A 15,117-nucleotide genomic window follows, 5' to 3' on the forward strand; every position below is an offset into this window, starting at 1 on the left:
ATATGTCCGAAGCTGCATTGAATTCTATCGAGGAGCCGCAATCCGCTGATGCTCCCGCCGCTGGTACACGCAAGCGTCCCAAGCCGGGGGAGCGTCGTGTGCAGATACTGCGCGCACTGGCAGAAATGCTGGAAAAGCCGGGCGCCGAGCGCGTCACGACGGCGGCCCTGGCTGCACGTCTCGATGTGAGCGAAGCCGCGCTGTACCGACATTTCGCCAGCAAGGCGCAGATGCTCGAGGGACTCATCGAATTCATCGAACAATCGGTCTTCAGCCTGGTCGAGCAGATGGGTGAGCGTCGCGAAGCAGGGCATACGCAGGCCGGCCTGCTGGTCGGCATGCTGCTGCAATTCGCCGAAAAGAACCCGGGCATGACCCGGGTGATGGTCGGCGACGCACTGGTGTTCGAGAACGAGCGCCTGCAGCAACGCATGAACCTGTTCTTCGACAAGTTCGAGGCCGCCCTGCTGAAGTCGCTGGGCGATGGTGCCGAGACGTCCGATGCCGCCTTGCGTGCGTCGGTGCTGTGCGCTTTTTCGGTCGGTCGACTGCAGCGTTTTGCGCGCTCGGGTTTCCGCCGGCTGCCTTCGGAGCACCTCGACGCGAGCCTTGCCACCATGCTGTAAGGGGCAGTGCGGACTTGATCCGCGCTGTTTGCATGTGTAATTGGGCACATGCCCATACACATGTCGCCCGACGCCATTCATCCCTTCGACCTTTCCACCGGCCTGCAGCCCGCAGGGCCGCACCATTGGCGTGGCCAGCCCGGGCGGTACTACTGGAACATGGTGGGCCCTTTCGGTGGCACCACGGCGGCGACGTTGCTCAGGGCAGTGCTGGCTCATCCTGAACGTATCGGTGACCCGGCGGCCCTGACGGTCAACTACGCCGCACCGCTGGCCGACGCGCCATTCCTGCTGGAAGCACGACCGGTGCGCACCAACCGGGCCTCCCAGCACTGGAGCCTGGTGCTGACCCAGCCGGACGCCGATGGCAGCACCCTCACCGTGTGCACCGGCAGCGCCCTGACGGCGATCCGCCGTGAGACATGGTCAGGGTCTGAACTGCCCATGCCGCATGTCGTCGCGCCAGAAGCGCTTGCCCGCCGCCCGTCGACAGCCAACCTGGCCTGGGTCGAACGCTACGACATCCGGTTTGCCGAAGGCTCGCTTCACCAAGAGGCTGTATCGCCAGCCGACGACAGCATCAGCCGGGTATGGATGCGCGACGAGCCGCCGCGCCCGCTGGACTTCCTGGCGCTGGCCGCCAAGAGTGACCTGTTCTTTCCGCGCCTTTGGCGCCGCCGCGGCCAGCGTTCGCCGGCGGGCACCGTCTCGATGACGGTTTATTTCCACGCCGACCAGGCCACGCTGGACGCCAGCGGCGACGGCTACCTGCTGGGCGAGGCCCGCGGCCAGGAATACCGCCACGGATTCTTCGACCAGCGTGCGCAGCTCTGGAACAGCCAGGGCAAGGTGCTGACCACGACCCATCAACTGGTCTACTACCGCGACTGAGCGGCGGCAAAATCTCCGCTTCCGGCGCTTCGCCAATCCAGAACCAGACCTTCCCGAGATCTTCCATGAGCGACATCCTCAGCCATACCGAAGCCGGCGTCGTCACCCTGACGCTGCACCGACCCGACAGCAAGAATTCGCTCACCCGCGGCATGTACACCACCTTGTCCGACGCCCTGGACGGCGCAGCCGGCGATCCGGCCGTGCGGGTGGTGGTGCTGCAGGGTAGCGAGACCGTGTTCTCGGCCGGCAACGACATTTCGGAATTCCTGGCGTCGCCGCCCACCAGTGCCGACGAGCCGGTGTTCCGTTTCATGCGCACCATCGCTGCGTTCCCCAAGCCGCTGCTGGCGGCGGTATGTGGGCCGGCGGTGGGCATCGGGACCACCTTGCTGTTCCATTGCGACCTGGTCTACGCAGGCGACAACGCGGCATTCTCGATGCCTTTCGTCAACCTGGGTGTGTGCCCCGAAGCGGGTTCCAGCCTGCTGGCGCCGCGCATGTTCGGTTATCACCGGGCTGCCGAGGCACTGCTGCTGGGCGAGCCCTTCATGGCCGAAGCCGCGCAAGAGGTCGGGCTGGTCAACCGCGTGGTGCCGCCGAGCGAGGCCTCGTCCGTCGCCGCCAGCCAGGCCCGCAAGCTGGCGCTGAAGCCGCTGGCGTCGCTGGTGGAGACCAAACGCCTGCTGAAGCTGGACACGGTAGAAGCCGTGGCCCGGCAGATCCAGGCCGAGGCCGACAGTTTCGCCCGCATGGTGCAGGCGCCGGCTGCGCTGGAAGCCTTCTCTGCCTTCATGGAAAAGCGCCGCCCGGACTTCTCGGCGCTCTGAAGCCACAACCGGGAACCCGGCCTCAGGCGGCGGGCGTCAACTGGCCGTCGCGGCTGGGCAGTTCCCGAGGCCGGCCGCTTTCGTCGATCGCCACATAAGTCAGGGTGGCCTCGGTTACCTTCACATAACGGCCCTGATCGACATAACGTTCGGCGAACACCTCGATCTCGACCGTGACCGAGGTGGTGCCCACCTTCACCACCTTGCCGAAGAACGACAGGATGTCGCCGACCCGCACCGGCTGCTTGAAGATGAATTCCTTCACGGCCACCGTCGCCATCCGGCCACGGGTGTAGCGCGCGGGAATGATGGAGCCGGCGACATCGACCTGGGCCATCACCCAGCCGCCGAAGATATCGCCGTTCAAATTGCAGTCCGACGGGCGTGGTGTGAGCTTCAACACCAGTTCCTTGTCGGAGGGCAATGCCACGCCGTGGGGCATGCGCAAGTCGGTCATGGGCACAATCTCCTGCCTAAGGCAAAAACAAACCAAAGAAATACAACGGACGTGATTGTCCGGCCACAAGATGAGAAGTTACGGCGAGGCGGCATCACGGCCGTCGCCAACCCCGGCCGCAAGTGTTCCGCCGGCGGTCGTTCCCGCTCGCAGATCCGATCTCGAAACCCTCGGTCGCCTGATGCCCTACCTGTGGCGCTACAAGTGGAGGGTGGCGGCCGCGCTGGCCTTCATGGTGGCGGCGAAGGTCGCGAACGTGGGTGTTCCGGTGCTGCTCAAGACGCTGGTCGACCGCATGACTCCGCACGGCCCGCTCGGCGTCGAGGCAGTGGCCATCGTGCCGGTGGCTCTGCTGATGGGTTACGGGCTGCTGAGGTTGTCGACCTCGCTGTTCACCGAGTTGCGCGAACTGGTGTTCGCCAAGGCGACAGAAGGTGCTTCACGCAGCATTTCGCTGGAAGTGTTCCGCCACCTGCATGCCATGTCGCTCAGGTTCCACCTCGAGCGGCAGACGGGCGGACTGACGCGCGACATCGAGCGCGGCACACGTGGTGTGCAGTCGTTGGTGTCGTATTCGCTCTACAGCATCATTCCGACGCTGATCGAGGTCACGCTGGTGCTGAGCTTGCTGGCGGTGAAGTTCGACGTCTGGTTCGCCGTCATCACGGCGGCAGCGCTGATCGTCTACATCGTTTTCACGGTCAGCCTGACCGAATACCGCACCAAGTTCCGGCGCCGCATGAACGACCTGGACTCGGCGGCACATAGCCGCGCCATCGATTCGCTGCTCAACTACGAAACGGTGAAGTATTTCGGCAACGAAGACTTCGAGGCGGGCCGCTACGACGAAAACCTGGAGCGATACCGGCAGGCAGCGGTCAAGAGCCAGCGCACCCTGTCGCTGCTCAACGGCGGCCAGCAATTCATCATCGCCGTCGCACTGGTGGGCATGCTGTGGCGTGCCACCGAGGGCGTGGCGGCGGGCCGCATGACACTCGGCGACCTGGTGATGGTCAACGCCTTCATGATCCAGCTCTACATACCGTTGGGTTTCCTGGGCGTGATCTACCGCGAGATCAAGCAGAGCCTGACCGACCTCGACAAGATGTTCGGTTTGCTCGAGCAGGCGCGTGAAGTCGCCGATGTGCCCGGTGCGCAGGCGCTGGTCGTGCCGCCGCACGGTGCATCGGTGAGGTTCGAGGACGTCGACTTTGCCTACCATCCGTCCCGGCCCATCCTGCACGGCGTGAGCTTCGAGATCCCGGCCGGCGAAACGGTGGCAGTGGTGGGGCCTTCGGGCTCGGGCAAGTCCACGCTGGCGCGGCTGCTGTACCGGTTCTACGATGTCGATTCCGGCCATATCCGCATCGCCGGGCAGGACCTGCGCCAGGTCACGCAGGACAGCGTGCGCCGGTCCATCGGCATCGTGCCGCAGGACACGGTGCTGTTCAACGACAGCATCGGCTACAACATCGGCTACGGACGACCGGATGCCGACCAGCACGAAATCGAATCCGCTGCACGCGCCGCGCGGATCCACGACTTCATCGTGGCCCTTCCGCAGGGCTACGAAACGCCGGTCGGCGAGCGCGGGCTCAAGCTTTCAGGCGGTGAAAAACAGCGGGTCGCCATCGCCCGCACCTTGCTCAAGAACCCGCCGGTGCTGATCTTCGACGAAGCCACTTCGGCACTCGATTCGGCCAACGAGCGGGCCATCCAGTCCGAACTGCAGACGGCCGCCGCCGGCAAGACCGCGCTGGTCATCGCCCACCGCCTGTCCACCGTGGCCGATGCCCACCAGATCCTGGTGATGGACGCCGGACGCATCGTCGAACGCGGCACGCATGCAGAACTGCTGGCCGCCTCCGGTGTCTATGCCCGCATGTGGTCGCTGCAGCAAAGCGGCGACGCCGCCTGATCGAACCGACCTTTTGCCTTCAACGAAACCGCAACATGAAACCTGTCGTCCTGATGCTCAACACCCTGGGTGATGCCTACCGCGCCCAGATCGAAAAACACTACGAACTGATTTACGCGCCGACCGACGCCGAACGCGCCGCCAGCATCGCTGCGCGTGGCGCCGACGTGACGGTGGTGCTGACCATCGGCACGGTCGGGCTGAAAGCCGCCGAGATCGACGCCATGCCCCGGCTGGCGCTGGTCTGCACCCTGGGCGTCGGCTACGAGCGGGTCGACACCGAACACGCCCGCGCGCGTGGCATCGCGCTGGCCAACGGCGCCGGCACCAATGCCGACGTGGTGGCCGACCAGGCATTTGCATTGCTGCTGGCCACGGTGCGGCAGGTGCCCGCCAACGACAGGTCCGCGCGCCAGGGCGTCAGCCGGGACCACCTGCCGATGCTGCCGCAACTCGCCCACAAACGCATGGGCATCCTGGGCCTGGGCGCCATCGGCGCCAAGATCGCGCAGCGTGCGGTGGGCTTCGACATGCCGGTGGGTTATCACAGCCGCAAGCCACGCGCCGATTCCCCGCATCGCTATTTCGCGAACCTGGCCGAACTGGCCGATTGGTGCGACGTGCTGGTGGTGGCGGCGCCCGGCGGTGCCGAGACCCATCACGCGGTCGATGCCGATGTCCTGAAGGCCATCGGCGCCAGGGGTTACCTGGTCAACATCTCGCGCGGTAGCGTGGTCGATACCGAGGCGCTGGCCGCTGCGCTCAAGGCCGGCGGGCTGGCAGGCGCCGGGCTCGACGTCTATGAAAGCGAACCCGAGCCGCCGCTGCCGCTGGTCGAACTGCAGAACGTCGTGCTCAGCCCGCACATCGGTGGCCGTTCGCCGCAGGCCGTGCAGAACACCATCGACCGTTTCCTGGCCAACGCCGACGGTCATTTCAGCGGCCGTGGCGTGGTTTCGCCGATCTGATCACCCGATCCCCGAACGTCCTGATTTCATAATCCCGCGATGGAAACCAAGTGGCTCGAAGATTTTGTCAGCCTGGCTGAAACCCACAGTTTCAGCCGGTCGGCGCAGCTGCGGCATGTGACCCAGCCGGCGTTTTCGCGTCGGATCCAGGCGCTGGAAGCCTGGGCGGGCACCGACCTGGTCGACCGGAGTTCGTATCCGACCCGGCTGACCCCGGCGGGGGAGACGCTTTATGCCCAGTCGCTCGAAGTGCTGCAGGCGCTGCAAGCCACCCGGGCCATGCTGCGCGGCCACACTTCGGCCGGCAAGGACGTCATCGAATTCGCAGTGCCGCACACGCTCGCCTTCACCTTTTTCCCCAGCTGGCTGACGGGGCTGCGATCAGGTTTCGGGCCTATCAAGAGCCGGCTGATCGCGTTGAACGTGCATGACGCGGTGTTGCGGCTGGTCGAGGGCAGCTGCGACCTGCTGATCGCCTATCACCATCCTGACCAGCCCTTCCAGCTCGATCCCGACCGATACGAAATGGTCAGCCTGGGCGAAGAGACGGTGGCGCCTTTCGTGCGACCAGACGCTGCAGGCCAGCCGATGTTCTGCCTGCCGGGCCGCAGCGTCCAGCCTTTGCCCTACCTGGGCTACGCGCCAGGCGCCTACCTGGGACGGGTTGTCGAGGGGCTGCTCAAGCAGTCCGACACGCCGATCCATCTCGACCGGGTGTACGAGACCGACATGGCCGAAGGCCTGAAAGCCATGGCACTCGAAGGTCACGGCGTCGCGTTTCTACCGCATAGCGCGGTGAGGCGTGAATTGCGCAGTCGCCGCCTGGTCAGCGCCGGGCCCACCGACCGCACCGATCTGGAGGTAAAGCTGGACATCCGGGCCTATCGGGAGAAGCCCGCTGCACCAAAAGAAGCAGGTGCTCGCACCCGAACGGGGAGTCGTATCGGCAAAATGGCGGGAAAACGCGTTGCCGATGCTCTGTGGACTTACCTATCGTCCCAACAGACGTTTCCATCTCATGACGATATTGCATAACCTTCGCATTAAACGGCATTGGCGGGAGCGCGTGCCCAGCCCCTACAGTCCGGCCACTCTCAGAGGTGCGGACGCCAGTCGTAACGGTATTTTTACCGGGCACGAAGGCTGCTTTCCACAACGTTAGGATCGGCATTCGCCCTAATGCACCATAGACGGGCGTAGCGCTTAATCTAGACATTCATTTCGCTTTGATATTTAGGAGTACGCATGAAAAAGCAACTGTTGACGCTGGCAGCCATCCTGGCCCTTTCGTCGGGAGCCATGGCCCAAAGCAACGACACGCTGGCCAAGATCAAGTCCTCGGGTTCCATCACCCAGGGCGTGCGTGAATCCTCCGGTGCACTGGCCTACACGCTGGGCAACGGCGTGTACACCGGTTTCCACTACGAAGTCTGCGCGAACATCATCAAGGACCTGCGTCGCGACCTGGGCATGAGCTCGCTCGAGATCAAGTACCAGCCGGTCACCTCGGCCAACCGTATTCCGCTCGTCAAGAACGGCACGGTCGACCTGGAATGCGGTTCGACCACCAATGACGCTTCGCGCCAGAAGGAAGTCGCCTTCGCCAACACGCTGTACGTCGAAGAAGTGCGTATCGCGGTCAAGGCCGACTCGCCGATCAAGTCGATCGCCGACCTGAACGGCAAGACCGTCGCCACCACCACCGGCACCACTTCGGTCCAGCTGATCCGTCAGAACAAGCGTGCCAAGAGCATCGAGTTCAAGGAAGTCACCGGCAAGGACCACGCCGACAGCTTCCTGCTGCTCGAGTCGGGCCGCGCCGATGCGTTCGTGATGGACGGCCAGATCCTGGCCGGCAACATCAGCAAGTCCAAGGCTCCGAAGGATTTCAAGATCCTGCCGGATGTCCTGTCGGTCGAGCCGATCGCCATCATGATCCGCAAGGATGACCCGGCCTTCAAGAAGGCCGTGGACGACAGCATCGCCGCACAAGTCAAGTCGGGCGAAATCGCCCGCCTGTACGACAAGTGGTTCCTGAAACCCATCGCTCCTACCAACACGGCCGTCGGCCTGCCTTTGTCCGCTGCCACCAAGGCTGCCTGGGCCAACCTGAACGACAAGCCGAAAGAACAGTACGAGCAGCAATAAGCGATTCGTCGCCTAGTCTGCAAAGCGCCCGCCCAAGACAAGCGGGCGCTTTTTGTTTAATGAAGGTGTTAGCGGTGCCACCGGTACCGGTACGTAAATCAAAATAAGGAGAGCTCGATGGGATCGAGTTGGGACTGGGAGGTCTTCCTGCGGGACCCGGGTGGTGCAGACCCCACTTACTGGCAGTGGATGCTGTCGTGCTGGGGCTGGACGGTTTCGGTTTCGATCTGCGCCTTGCTGCTGGCGCTGGTCGTCGGCACCGCCATCGGCATCATGCGCACGCTGCCCGAGAAGCCGGGCCTGGTGCGCCTGGGCACGATCTGGGTCGAGGCTTTTCGCAACGTGCCCTTGCTGGTGCAGATCTTCATCTGGTACCACGTGGTGCCGGCCTTCATCCCCGCGATGAAGAGCCTTCCAAGTTTTGTGCTGGTGGTGCTGGCGCTGGGTTTCTTCACCTCGTCGCGTATTGCCGAGCAGGTGCGCTCGGGCATCCAGACCCTGCCGCGCGGTCAGCGTTATGCCGGCATGGCGATGGGTTTCACCACCTCGCAGTACTACCGCTACGTGCTGCTGCCGATGGCTTTCCGCATCATCATTCCGCCGCTCACCAGCGAGGCAATGAACATCTTCAAGAATTCGTCCGTGGCGTTCGCGGTGTCGGTGACCGAACTGACCTGGTTCGCCATCCAGGTGGGTGAAGAGACATCGCGCCCGATCGAGATCTACTTCGGCGTGACCGCGCTGTACGTCGTCTCCGCTTTCGCCATCAACCGGATCATGGCGTTCATCGAAAAACGCACCCGTATCCCGGGTCTGGTCGCAGCCAGCGGCGGAGGCCACTGACATGCTCAACCTAGACTTTTCGTTCTACAACTGGGACGTCATCAACAACTTCATCCTGAAGGGTATCGGCTTCAGCCTGACCCTGACGGTGGTTGCCACCATCGGCGGCATCTTCTTCGGCACCCTGCTGGCGCTCATGCGCCTGTCGGGCAAGAAGGTTCTGATCGCGCCTGCCACGTTCTACGTCAACGGCATGCGCAGCATTCCGCTGGTGATGGTGATCCTGTGGTTCTTCCTGCTGGTGCCCTTCATGATCGGCCGGCCCATCGGCGCGGAGGTTTCGGCCTACGTCACATTCATAGCATTCGAAGCCGCCTACTTCAGTGAAATCATGCGGGCCGGCATCCAGTCGATCTCGCGTGGCCAGGTCAATGCCGGCATGGCCGTGGGCATGACATACGGCCAGAACATGCGCCTGGTGATCCTGCCGCAGGCGTTCCGCAACATGCTGCCGGTGCTGCTCACGCAGACCATCGTGCTGTTCCAGGACACCTCGCTGGTCTACGCCATCGGCGCCTACGACATGCTCAAGGGCTTCGAGACCGCCGGCAAGAACTACGGTCGCCCGATCGAGGCCTACCTGCTGGCCGCCGTCATCTATTTCATCATCTGCTTCGCGCTCTCCTATTCGGTGAAGCGCCTGCACAAGAAGATCGCCATCATCCGCTGACAGGAGAGCAAACATGTCCGACAAAATGATCGAAATCAAGAACGTCTCCAAGTGGTACGGCCCGGTCCAGGTGCTCAACGACTGCTCGGTGAACATCAACAAGGGTGATGTGGTGGTGGTGTGCGGCCCGTCGGGTTCCGGCAAGTCCACGCTGATCAAGACCGTCAACGCACTGGAGCCCTTCCAGAAGGGCGAGATCACCGTCAACGGAATTCCGCTCCACGACCCCAAGACCAACCTGCCCAAGCTGCGCAGCAAGGTCGGCATGGTGTTCCAGCATTTCGAGCTGTTCCCGCACCTGTCCGTCACCGAGAACCTGACCATCGCGCAGATCAAGGTGCTCGGCCGCAATGCCGACGAAGCCAAGACCCGCGGCCTGAAGATGCTCGACCGCGTGGGCCTGATGGCGCACAAGGACAAGTTCCCAGGCCAGCTGTCCGGTGGCCAGCAACAGCGCGTGGCGATCGCCCGCGCGCTGTCGATGGACCCGAACGTCATGCTGTTCGACGAACCCACCTCGGCTCTCGACCCCGAAATGGTCGGTGAGGTGCTGGACGTGATGGTCACGCTGGCCAAGGAAGGCATGACCATGATGGTCGTCACCCACGAAATGGGTTTCGCCCGCAAGGTCGCCAACCGCGTGATTTTCATCGACGTCGGCGGCCGTATCCTCGAGGACTGCACGAAGGAAGACTTCTTCGGCAACATCGAGGCTCGCCAGCCGCGTACCAAGGACTTCCTGAACAAGATTCTCCAGCACTGATTCGTCAGCGCCGCAAACAAAAAAACGCCCCGCATGCGGGGCGTTTTTCATGGGGCTGCAATGTTTACTGCTTGACGGCTTCGATCTGCGCCACGATGCGGACGTTCTTCGGGAAGCCGTACTGGATGCCGTAGTCGACGCCGAACTGGGTGCGGTCGATGGTGGTCTCGAAGTCGCCGCCGCAGACTTCGCGTTTGATCATCGGGCTGTCGTAGCAGGCGAACTGGTTGGCCTTGAAGGTGGCCGGGTTGGTCTTGCCCTTGATGGTCAGGTTGCCCGAGACCGACACCACCTTGTCGCCGTCGAAGGTGAACTTGTCGCCGACGAACTTGGCGGTCGGGAACTTGGCTGCATCGAATACGTCGGCGCTTTGCAGGTGCTTTTCGAAGGGTGCAAAACCGGTGTTGATCGAGGTGATGTCGATGGTCAGCTCGACCTTGCCGGTCTTGGCTGCCTTGTCCAGCTGAACGGTGCCTTCCTTCTTGTCGAAGCGGCCGCGGTTCACGCTGGCGCCGAAATGGCTGATCTCGAAGGTTGCGAAGGTGTGGCTCGGATCGACCGCGTAGGTCGCGGTTTCCGCGTGGGCCACGCCGGCGATCAGGGTTGCCGCGGCGGCGATGGCGAAGAGGGATTTGCGCATGTCGGTATCTCGGGTTGGGGAAAAAAGGAATGAAGCGATCGAGGAGGGGGTTTCAGATCTTGCCGACGCCGGTCAATGCGAACTTGAACTTCACTTGAACGTCGTCGGCCACCATCGAGGTGTCGGCCCACTCGTTCTCGCCGATCTTGAAGGCCAGGCGCTTGATGGTGAAGCTGCCGGTCGCGGTGGTGGCCGCGCCGCTCTGGGTCATGGTCACCGGCACGGTGATGTCCTGCGAAGAACCCTTGACGCTGAGCTTGCCTGCCACTTCGTACTTGCCGCCGCCCAGCGACTTGATGGCGCTGGACTGGAAGGTCGCTTGCGGAAACTTCGGCACGTTGAACCAGGTGGGTTTGGGCAGTTCGGCGTCGGTTTCCTTCACGCCGAGGGTGGCGCTGCCGGTGTCGACGGTGAAGGCGACCTTGCTGGCCGCCAGCTTGGCCGGGTCGAAGCTCACCTGTGCATCGAACTTCTTGAACTGGCCTTCCACCGGAACACCCATCTGTTTGCTGACGAAGGTGATCTGGCTCTGCGCCGGCACCACCGCCTGCTGTGCAAAAGCATTGGCGCCGCCCAGCAATGCAGCGGACGCGAAAGCCAGGCGGCTCAGGGTCGTCGAATATTTCATGGAGTCGTCCGTCGGTAGAAAAGGAGAAAAAGGTTCAGCCACGGCCCGGCAACATGCGCCAGATCAGGCCGTCGCGGTCGATGAACTGGTGTTTGACCACCGCTGCCACATGCAACACCACCAGGGCGGCGAGGGCATACGCGGTGATCTGGTGCCAGGGTTTGATGGCGGCAGCCAGCTCGGGGCTGACCGGCATGATGCCGGGCAGCGGAAGCACGCCGAACCAGACGATGGGGAAACCGGCCGCCGAGCTGTACGCCCAACCCACCAGCGGCACGATGAAGAACAGCGCGTACATCAGGTGATGCGTGCCGTGATGCGCGATGTGTTGCCAGCGCGGCATGGCCGAGGCCATTGCTGCGGGCAGGGCCGGAGGGCGGTGGGTGAAACGCCACACCAGTCGCAGCACCGACAGCGCCAGGATGGTGACGCCCGCCCATTTGTGCCAGTTGTAGAGCTTGAGCCGCTGCACCGAGAAGGGCAGGTTCGTCATGTAAAGCCCCACCACGAAGATACCCACCAGTGCGACCGCGAGCAGCCAATGCAGGGCGATGGCCGTGGGCCCGTAACGGGTCGAGCGCGATGTGGAATTCGTCATGTCATTGAAGTGGTTGGCGCCGGGCTGTTGCGGTGCAGCATAGCGCTACGGTGCTGGCAGTTTAGGGGCGCTGCCATGCACCGCGTTTCAATGAAATTGACGCAAGCATTCAATGTTTTTGAATGCTCCTGGCCGCACCGCTTATTTCTTGCGGGCGGCGATGTCCTTTTCGGCGCGGTTGACCAGGTCCGTCCCCACGGTAGCCTTCCACTTCTCATACACCGGCTTGGTCACCTTGGCGAAGGCGTCGTGTTGTGCCGGCGTCAGTTGCGTGACGGTGACGCCCAGGCCGGTGAGTTCCTTGACCAGCGGTTTGTCTGCCTCGACGAGGCCCTTGCGGGCGATACCGATTTCTTCCTTGCCGGCGTCGATGGCGGCCTGCCTGACGATGGCCTGGTCGGCCGGGCTCCAGCTGGCCCAGATGTCCTTGTTGACCACAAAGATCAGCGGGTCGGCCACGTAGCCCAACAGCGTCAGGTATTTCTGGCCGACGGTATGCAGCTTGGCAGCCATGTAGACGGCCATCGGGTTTTCTTGCCCATCGACTGCGCCGCTGGCCAGCGCCGGCTGTGCGTCGGCCCAGCTCATCTGCGTCGGGTTGGCGCCCAGGGCGCTCATGGTCTCCAGGAACAGCGGCGAGCCGACGACACGGATCTTCATGCCCTTCAGGTCGTCCGGTGCCTGAATGGCGCGTTTGCCGTTGCTGATCTCGCGGAAGCCGTTTTCGCCCCAGGCCAGCGGCAGTGCACCGGCCTTGTCGACCGCGGCGAAGATCTCCTTGCCGACCTCGCCTTGCGTCAGCGCGTCCACCGCCGCGAAGTCGGGCATCAGGAAGGGCAGGGCGAACAGGTTGAGCTGCTTGACCTGCGGCGACCAGTTGATGGTCGATCCGACCGCCAGATCGATGACACCCTGGCGCAGCGCGGTGAATTCACGGGTCTGGTCGCCCTGAACCAGCGAAGTGCCGGGGTACAGCTTGATGTTGATGCGCCCCTGGGTGCGTTCCTTCACCAGGTTGGCCCAGATCTCGCCGCCCTTGCCCCAGGGGTAGGCCGGGCCCAGCACCAGCGACATCTTGTATTCGGCCTTGTAGTTGGCCGGCACCTGGGCGTGGGCGCCGAAAGAGGCGGCGAAGGCGGTGGCCGCCACGGCCAGGCTCAGGATCGAACGGCGAAAGGTCATCTTTGTCTCCTCTTGTTGAATCACGAAATCAGTAGCCGAGTCTTGCCGGCAGCCACAAGGCCAGCTGGGGGAAGGCGATCACGGCCACCATCACCAGGAACATGGCGAACAGCATCCAGCCGACCCAGCGCACGGTCTCTTCCATGCGCACGCCGGCGATGCGGCAGGACACCATCAGGTTGACCGCCAGCGGCGGCGTGAACTGGCCCAGCGCCACTTTCAGCGTGAGGATCACGCCGAACCACACCGGGTCCCAGTGGTAATGCTGCACGATGGGCCAGAGCAGCGGCACGAAGATCAGGAAGATGGACACGCCATCCAGGAACATGCCGACGGTGATGAGCATCAGGATGAGCAGCGACAGCACGCCGTATTCGCCCAGCCCGGAATCGACGATGGCGTTGGTGATGGGATCGATCACGCCGAGCGTCGACAACGAATACGCAAAGATCCCGGCCAGCGAAACCACCAGCAGGATGACGGCCGACAATTCGCCCGATTCCCGCAGGATCACGAACAGGTCGCGAACCCGGATGGTGCGGTGGATCACCATGCCGACGAACAGCCCGTAGAAAACCGCCACCACCGCCGCTTCGGTCGGCGTGAACCAGCCGGCCCGCATGCCGCCCAGGATGACCACCGGTGCGGCAAGTCCCCATACCGCTTCGCGAGCGCTTTTCCAGAATGGCGGGCGTGGCAGCGACGATTCGAGTGCGCCCATGCCGTTGGCGCGCGCCATCCAGACGGCGGGCACGATCAGCGCGACGCCGGCCAGCAGGCCCGGGATCATGCCGGCGGCAAAAAGCGCCGGCACCGACGCGCCCGGCACCAGAACCGAATACACGATGAAGGCGACCGAAGGCGGGATCAGGATGTCGGTAGCCGCTGCCGCGCCCACCACGCTGGCGGAGAACGCCCTGGGATAACCGGCGCGCGACATGGCGGCGATCATCACGCCGCCGACCGCCGCTGCGTTGGCCGGGCCGGAACCCGAGATGCCGCCCAGGAACATCGCCACGATGATGGCCACCGCAGGCAGCATGCCGGGACCGCGACCGACGATGGCGATCGCGAAATTGACCAGCCGCAAGGCCACGCCCGAGCGGTCGAAGATCGAGCCGACCAGCACGAACATCGGAATCGCCAGCAACGGATATTTTCCCAGGCCGGCATAGAAGTTCTGCGGCACGGCGAGCAGGCCGAACCACTGCGTGCCAAGGTTCGCCAGTGCGATGGCGGCGGCACCCGCCAGGCCCAGCGCGGCGCCGATCGGCACGCCCGCCAGCATCATGAGGATGAAGGCGGTGAAAAGCAGCGTGGCGATCATTCGGCAGCCTGCCTTCCGCGCCGCACGAACAGGCCCAGCGCCCGCAGCGTGATGCCCAAGGCGATCACAGGCAGCCAGATCGAGTACCACCACTGCGGCACGCCGATGCCCGGCGAGGTTTCACCGAACCGGAAGTCGTCCCACACCATCCGCACGCTGGTCACGGTGACGATGAAGAACAGCAGCGCCACCATCAGCGCGCCGAACCGCGCCAGGCCGCGGCGGCGGGTCATGGAGCCGGCTTCGGCGAAATATTCGATGCGGATATGCCGGTCGCGTGCTACTGCGGCCGAACCGCCGACCAGCGCCAGCACGATCATCAGGAACACCGAAAATTCCTCGGTCCATGCGAAAGAGGTGCTGGTGAAGTAACGCACCAGCACGTTGGCGAAAGTGATCAGCGCCAGCAGCCCCATCACGATGACGGTGGCCCAGTCCTCGATGGCCAGTGGCACTCGGGTGGCTTCTTCGGGGGTGGGGGAGGTGTCGTCCAGCAGAGGGCTGGATTCGGAAGGCAGGGACATGGGACGGCAGACAGGCGCGGGCGCGGACGGGCGGGGTCGCGATGCTATGGCCGTAACCTGCTGTTGCATATCCGGGCTTACCTGGGGAGTCGCATCGGCGCTGA

17 protein-coding genes are annotated in these 15,117 nt (G+C 63.8%); 10 read left to right on the plus strand and 7 right to left on the minus strand.

Going from position 1 to position 15,117, the window contains the following annotated elements; translation table 11 throughout:
- The first annotated feature begins 2 nt into the window (after nt 1-2).
- From slmA to AC3ANW_RS03210, 3 genes are all read left to right on the plus strand, one after another.
- Entirely contained in the window at nt 3-626 is a 624-nt protein-coding gene (gene slmA, locus AC3ANW_RS03200) for a nucleoid occlusion factor SlmA (RefSeq protein ID WP_488343763.1), read from the plus strand.
- A 60-nt stretch (nt 627-686) separates the two neighbouring features.
- On the plus strand, nt 687-1,517 hold the full coding sequence (locus AC3ANW_RS03205) for an acyl-CoA thioesterase (protein WP_488343764.1): 831 nt from the start codon (nt 687-689) through the stop codon (nt 1,515-1,517).
- Nucleotides 1,518-1,582: 65 nt separating this feature from the next.
- Entirely contained in the window at nt 1,583-2,347 is a 765-nt protein-coding gene (locus AC3ANW_RS03210) for an enoyl-CoA hydratase (protein ID WP_488343765.1), read from the plus strand.
- A gap of 22 nt (nt 2,348-2,369) precedes the next feature.
- On the opposite strand, the gene AC3ANW_RS03215 is transcribed toward AC3ANW_RS03210, so the two are convergent.
- On the minus strand, nt 2,370-2,804 hold the full coding sequence (locus tag AC3ANW_RS03215; protein ID WP_488343766.1) for an acyl-CoA thioesterase: 435 nt from the start codon (nt 2,802-2,804) through the stop codon (nt 2,370-2,372).
- A 70-nt stretch (nt 2,805-2,874) separates the two neighbouring features.
- Here AC3ANW_RS03215 and AC3ANW_RS03220 point away from each other — a divergent pair, with 70 nt between their 5' ends.
- The 7 genes from AC3ANW_RS03220 to AC3ANW_RS03250 all read left to right on the plus strand — a co-directional run bounded on the left by AC3ANW_RS03220 (nt 2,875) and on the right by AC3ANW_RS03250 (nt 10,114).
- Nucleotides 2,875-4,722: an ABCB family ABC transporter ATP-binding protein/permease gene (locus AC3ANW_RS03220; RefSeq protein WP_488343767.1), complete on the plus strand. Its 1,848-nt coding sequence runs from the start codon at nt 2,875-2,877 to the stop codon at nt 4,720-4,722.
- Between the two features lie 35 nt (nt 4,723-4,757).
- Nucleotides 4,758-5,690 carry an NAD(P)-dependent oxidoreductase gene (locus AC3ANW_RS03225; protein ID WP_488343768.1) on the plus strand — a complete coding sequence of 311 codons (933 nt, stop codon included), beginning with the start codon at nt 4,758-4,760 and terminating at the stop codon, nt 5,688-5,690.
- Nucleotides 5,691-5,729: 39 nt separating this feature from the next.
- Nucleotides 5,730-6,725, plus strand: a complete 996-nt coding sequence (locus AC3ANW_RS03230; protein WP_488343769.1) for a LysR substrate-binding domain-containing protein — start codon at nt 5,730-5,732, stop codon at nt 6,723-6,725.
- A gap of 210 nt (nt 6,726-6,935) precedes the next feature.
- Nucleotides 6,936-7,838 (plus strand): amino acid ABC transporter substrate-binding protein, encoded by a 903-nt coding sequence (locus tag AC3ANW_RS03235; RefSeq protein WP_488343770.1) that lies wholly within the window; start codon nt 6,936-6,938, stop codon nt 7,836-7,838.
- A 117-nt stretch (nt 7,839-7,955) separates the two neighbouring features.
- Nucleotides 7,956-8,681, plus strand: a complete 726-nt coding sequence (locus AC3ANW_RS03240) for an amino acid ABC transporter permease (RefSeq protein WP_488343771.1) — start codon at nt 7,956-7,958, stop codon at nt 8,679-8,681.
- Nucleotide 8,682: 1 nt separating this feature from the next.
- Nucleotides 8,683-9,351, plus strand: a complete 669-nt coding sequence (locus AC3ANW_RS03245) for an amino acid ABC transporter permease (protein WP_488343772.1) — start codon at nt 8,683-8,685, stop codon at nt 9,349-9,351.
- Between the two features lie 25 nt (nt 9,352-9,376).
- Nucleotides 9,377-10,114 carry an amino acid ABC transporter ATP-binding protein gene (locus AC3ANW_RS03250; RefSeq protein ID WP_488345342.1) on the plus strand — a complete coding sequence of 246 codons (738 nt, stop codon included), beginning with the start codon at nt 9,377-9,379 and terminating at the stop codon, nt 10,112-10,114.
- A 64-nt stretch (nt 10,115-10,178) separates the two neighbouring features.
- On the opposite strand, the gene AC3ANW_RS03255 is transcribed toward AC3ANW_RS03250, so the two are convergent.
- The 6 genes from AC3ANW_RS03255 to AC3ANW_RS03280 form a co-directional block, all read right to left on the minus strand.
- The gene (locus tag AC3ANW_RS03255) at nt 10,179-10,754 is read right to left on the minus strand and encodes a YceI family protein (RefSeq protein ID WP_488343773.1); all 576 of its coding nucleotides are present in this window, start codon (nt 10,752-10,754) and stop codon (nt 10,179-10,181) included.
- A 52-nt stretch (nt 10,755-10,806) separates the two neighbouring features.
- Nucleotides 10,807-11,382: a YceI family protein gene (locus AC3ANW_RS03260; RefSeq protein WP_488343774.1), complete on the minus strand. Its 576-nt coding sequence runs from the start codon at nt 11,380-11,382 to the stop codon at nt 10,807-10,809.
- Nucleotides 11,383-11,416: 34 nt separating this feature from the next.
- A complete protein-coding gene (locus tag AC3ANW_RS03265) occupies nt 11,417-11,980 on the minus strand; it encodes a cytochrome b (protein WP_488343775.1) in 564 nt (187 codons plus the stop codon).
- Between the two features lie 141 nt (nt 11,981-12,121).
- Entirely contained in the window at nt 12,122-13,162 is a 1,041-nt protein-coding gene (locus AC3ANW_RS03270) for a DctP family TRAP transporter solute-binding subunit (RefSeq protein ID WP_488343776.1), read from the minus strand.
- Nucleotides 13,163-13,190: 28 nt separating this feature from the next.
- On the minus strand, nt 13,191-14,489 hold the full coding sequence (locus AC3ANW_RS03275) for a TRAP transporter large permease (protein WP_488343777.1): 1,299 nt from the start codon (nt 14,487-14,489) through the stop codon (nt 13,191-13,193).
- Complete coding sequence (locus tag AC3ANW_RS03280) at nt 14,486-15,013, minus strand: TRAP transporter small permease (RefSeq protein WP_488343778.1); 528 nt, start codon at nt 15,011-15,013, stop codon at nt 14,486-14,488. The genes AC3ANW_RS03275 and AC3ANW_RS03280 overlap by 4 nt, the downstream gene beginning before the upstream one ends.
- Nucleotides 15,014-15,117 lie beyond the last annotated feature (104 nt).

Source organism: Xylophilus sp. PBN-3R (assembly GCF_057747805.1).

Excerpts from the sequence above, each read along its gene's own strand:
- AC3ANW_RS03275 (WP_488343777.1), bottom strand. The coding sequence starts at position 14,489 with ATGATCGCCACGCTGCTTTTCACCGCCTTCATCCTCATGATGCTGGCG.
- AC3ANW_RS03215 (WP_488343766.1), bottom strand. The coding sequence starts at position 2,804 with ATGACCGACTTGCGCATGCCCCACGGCGTGGCATTGCCCTCCGACAAG.
- AC3ANW_RS03230 (WP_488343769.1), top strand. The coding sequence starts at position 5,730 with ATGGAAACCAAGTGGCTCGAAGATTTTGTCAGCCTGGCTGAAACCCAC.
- AC3ANW_RS03235 (WP_488343770.1), top strand. The coding sequence starts at position 6,936 with ATGAAAAAGCAACTGTTGACGCTGGCAGCCATCCTGGCCCTTTCGTCG.
- AC3ANW_RS03265 (WP_488343775.1), bottom strand. The coding sequence starts at position 11,980 with ATGACGAATTCCACATCGCGCTCGACCCGTTACGGGCCCACGGCCATC.
- slmA (WP_488343763.1), top strand. The coding sequence starts at position 3 with ATGTCCGAAGCTGCATTGAATTCTATCGAGGAGCCGCAATCCGCTGAT.
- AC3ANW_RS03220 (WP_488343767.1), top strand. The coding sequence starts at position 2,875 with ATGAGAAGTTACGGCGAGGCGGCATCACGGCCGTCGCCAACCCCGGCC.
- AC3ANW_RS03225 (WP_488343768.1), top strand. The coding sequence starts at position 4,758 with ATGAAACCTGTCGTCCTGATGCTCAACACCCTGGGTGATGCCTACCGC.
- AC3ANW_RS03250 (WP_488345342.1), top strand. The coding sequence starts at position 9,377 with ATGATCGAAATCAAGAACGTCTCCAAGTGGTACGGCCCGGTCCAGGTG.
- AC3ANW_RS03280 (WP_488343778.1), bottom strand. The coding sequence starts at position 15,013 with ATGTCCCTGCCTTCCGAATCCAGCCCTCTGCTGGACGACACCTCCCCC.
- AC3ANW_RS03240 (WP_488343771.1), top strand. The coding sequence starts at position 7,956 with ATGGGATCGAGTTGGGACTGGGAGGTCTTCCTGCGGGACCCGGGTGGT.
- AC3ANW_RS03245 (WP_488343772.1), top strand. The coding sequence starts at position 8,683 with ATGCTCAACCTAGACTTTTCGTTCTACAACTGGGACGTCATCAACAAC.
- AC3ANW_RS03260 (WP_488343774.1), bottom strand. The coding sequence starts at position 11,382 with ATGAAATATTCGACGACCCTGAGCCGCCTGGCTTTCGCGTCCGCTGCA.
- AC3ANW_RS03205 (WP_488343764.1), top strand. The coding sequence starts at position 687 with ATGTCGCCCGACGCCATTCATCCCTTCGACCTTTCCACCGGCCTGCAG.
- AC3ANW_RS03270 (WP_488343776.1), bottom strand. The coding sequence starts at position 13,162 with ATGACCTTTCGCCGTTCGATCCTGAGCCTGGCCGTGGCGGCCACCGCC.
- AC3ANW_RS03210 (WP_488343765.1), top strand. The coding sequence starts at position 1,583 with ATGAGCGACATCCTCAGCCATACCGAAGCCGGCGTCGTCACCCTGACG.
- AC3ANW_RS03255 (WP_488343773.1), bottom strand. The coding sequence starts at position 10,754 with ATGCGCAAATCCCTCTTCGCCATCGCCGCCGCGGCAACCCTGATCGCC.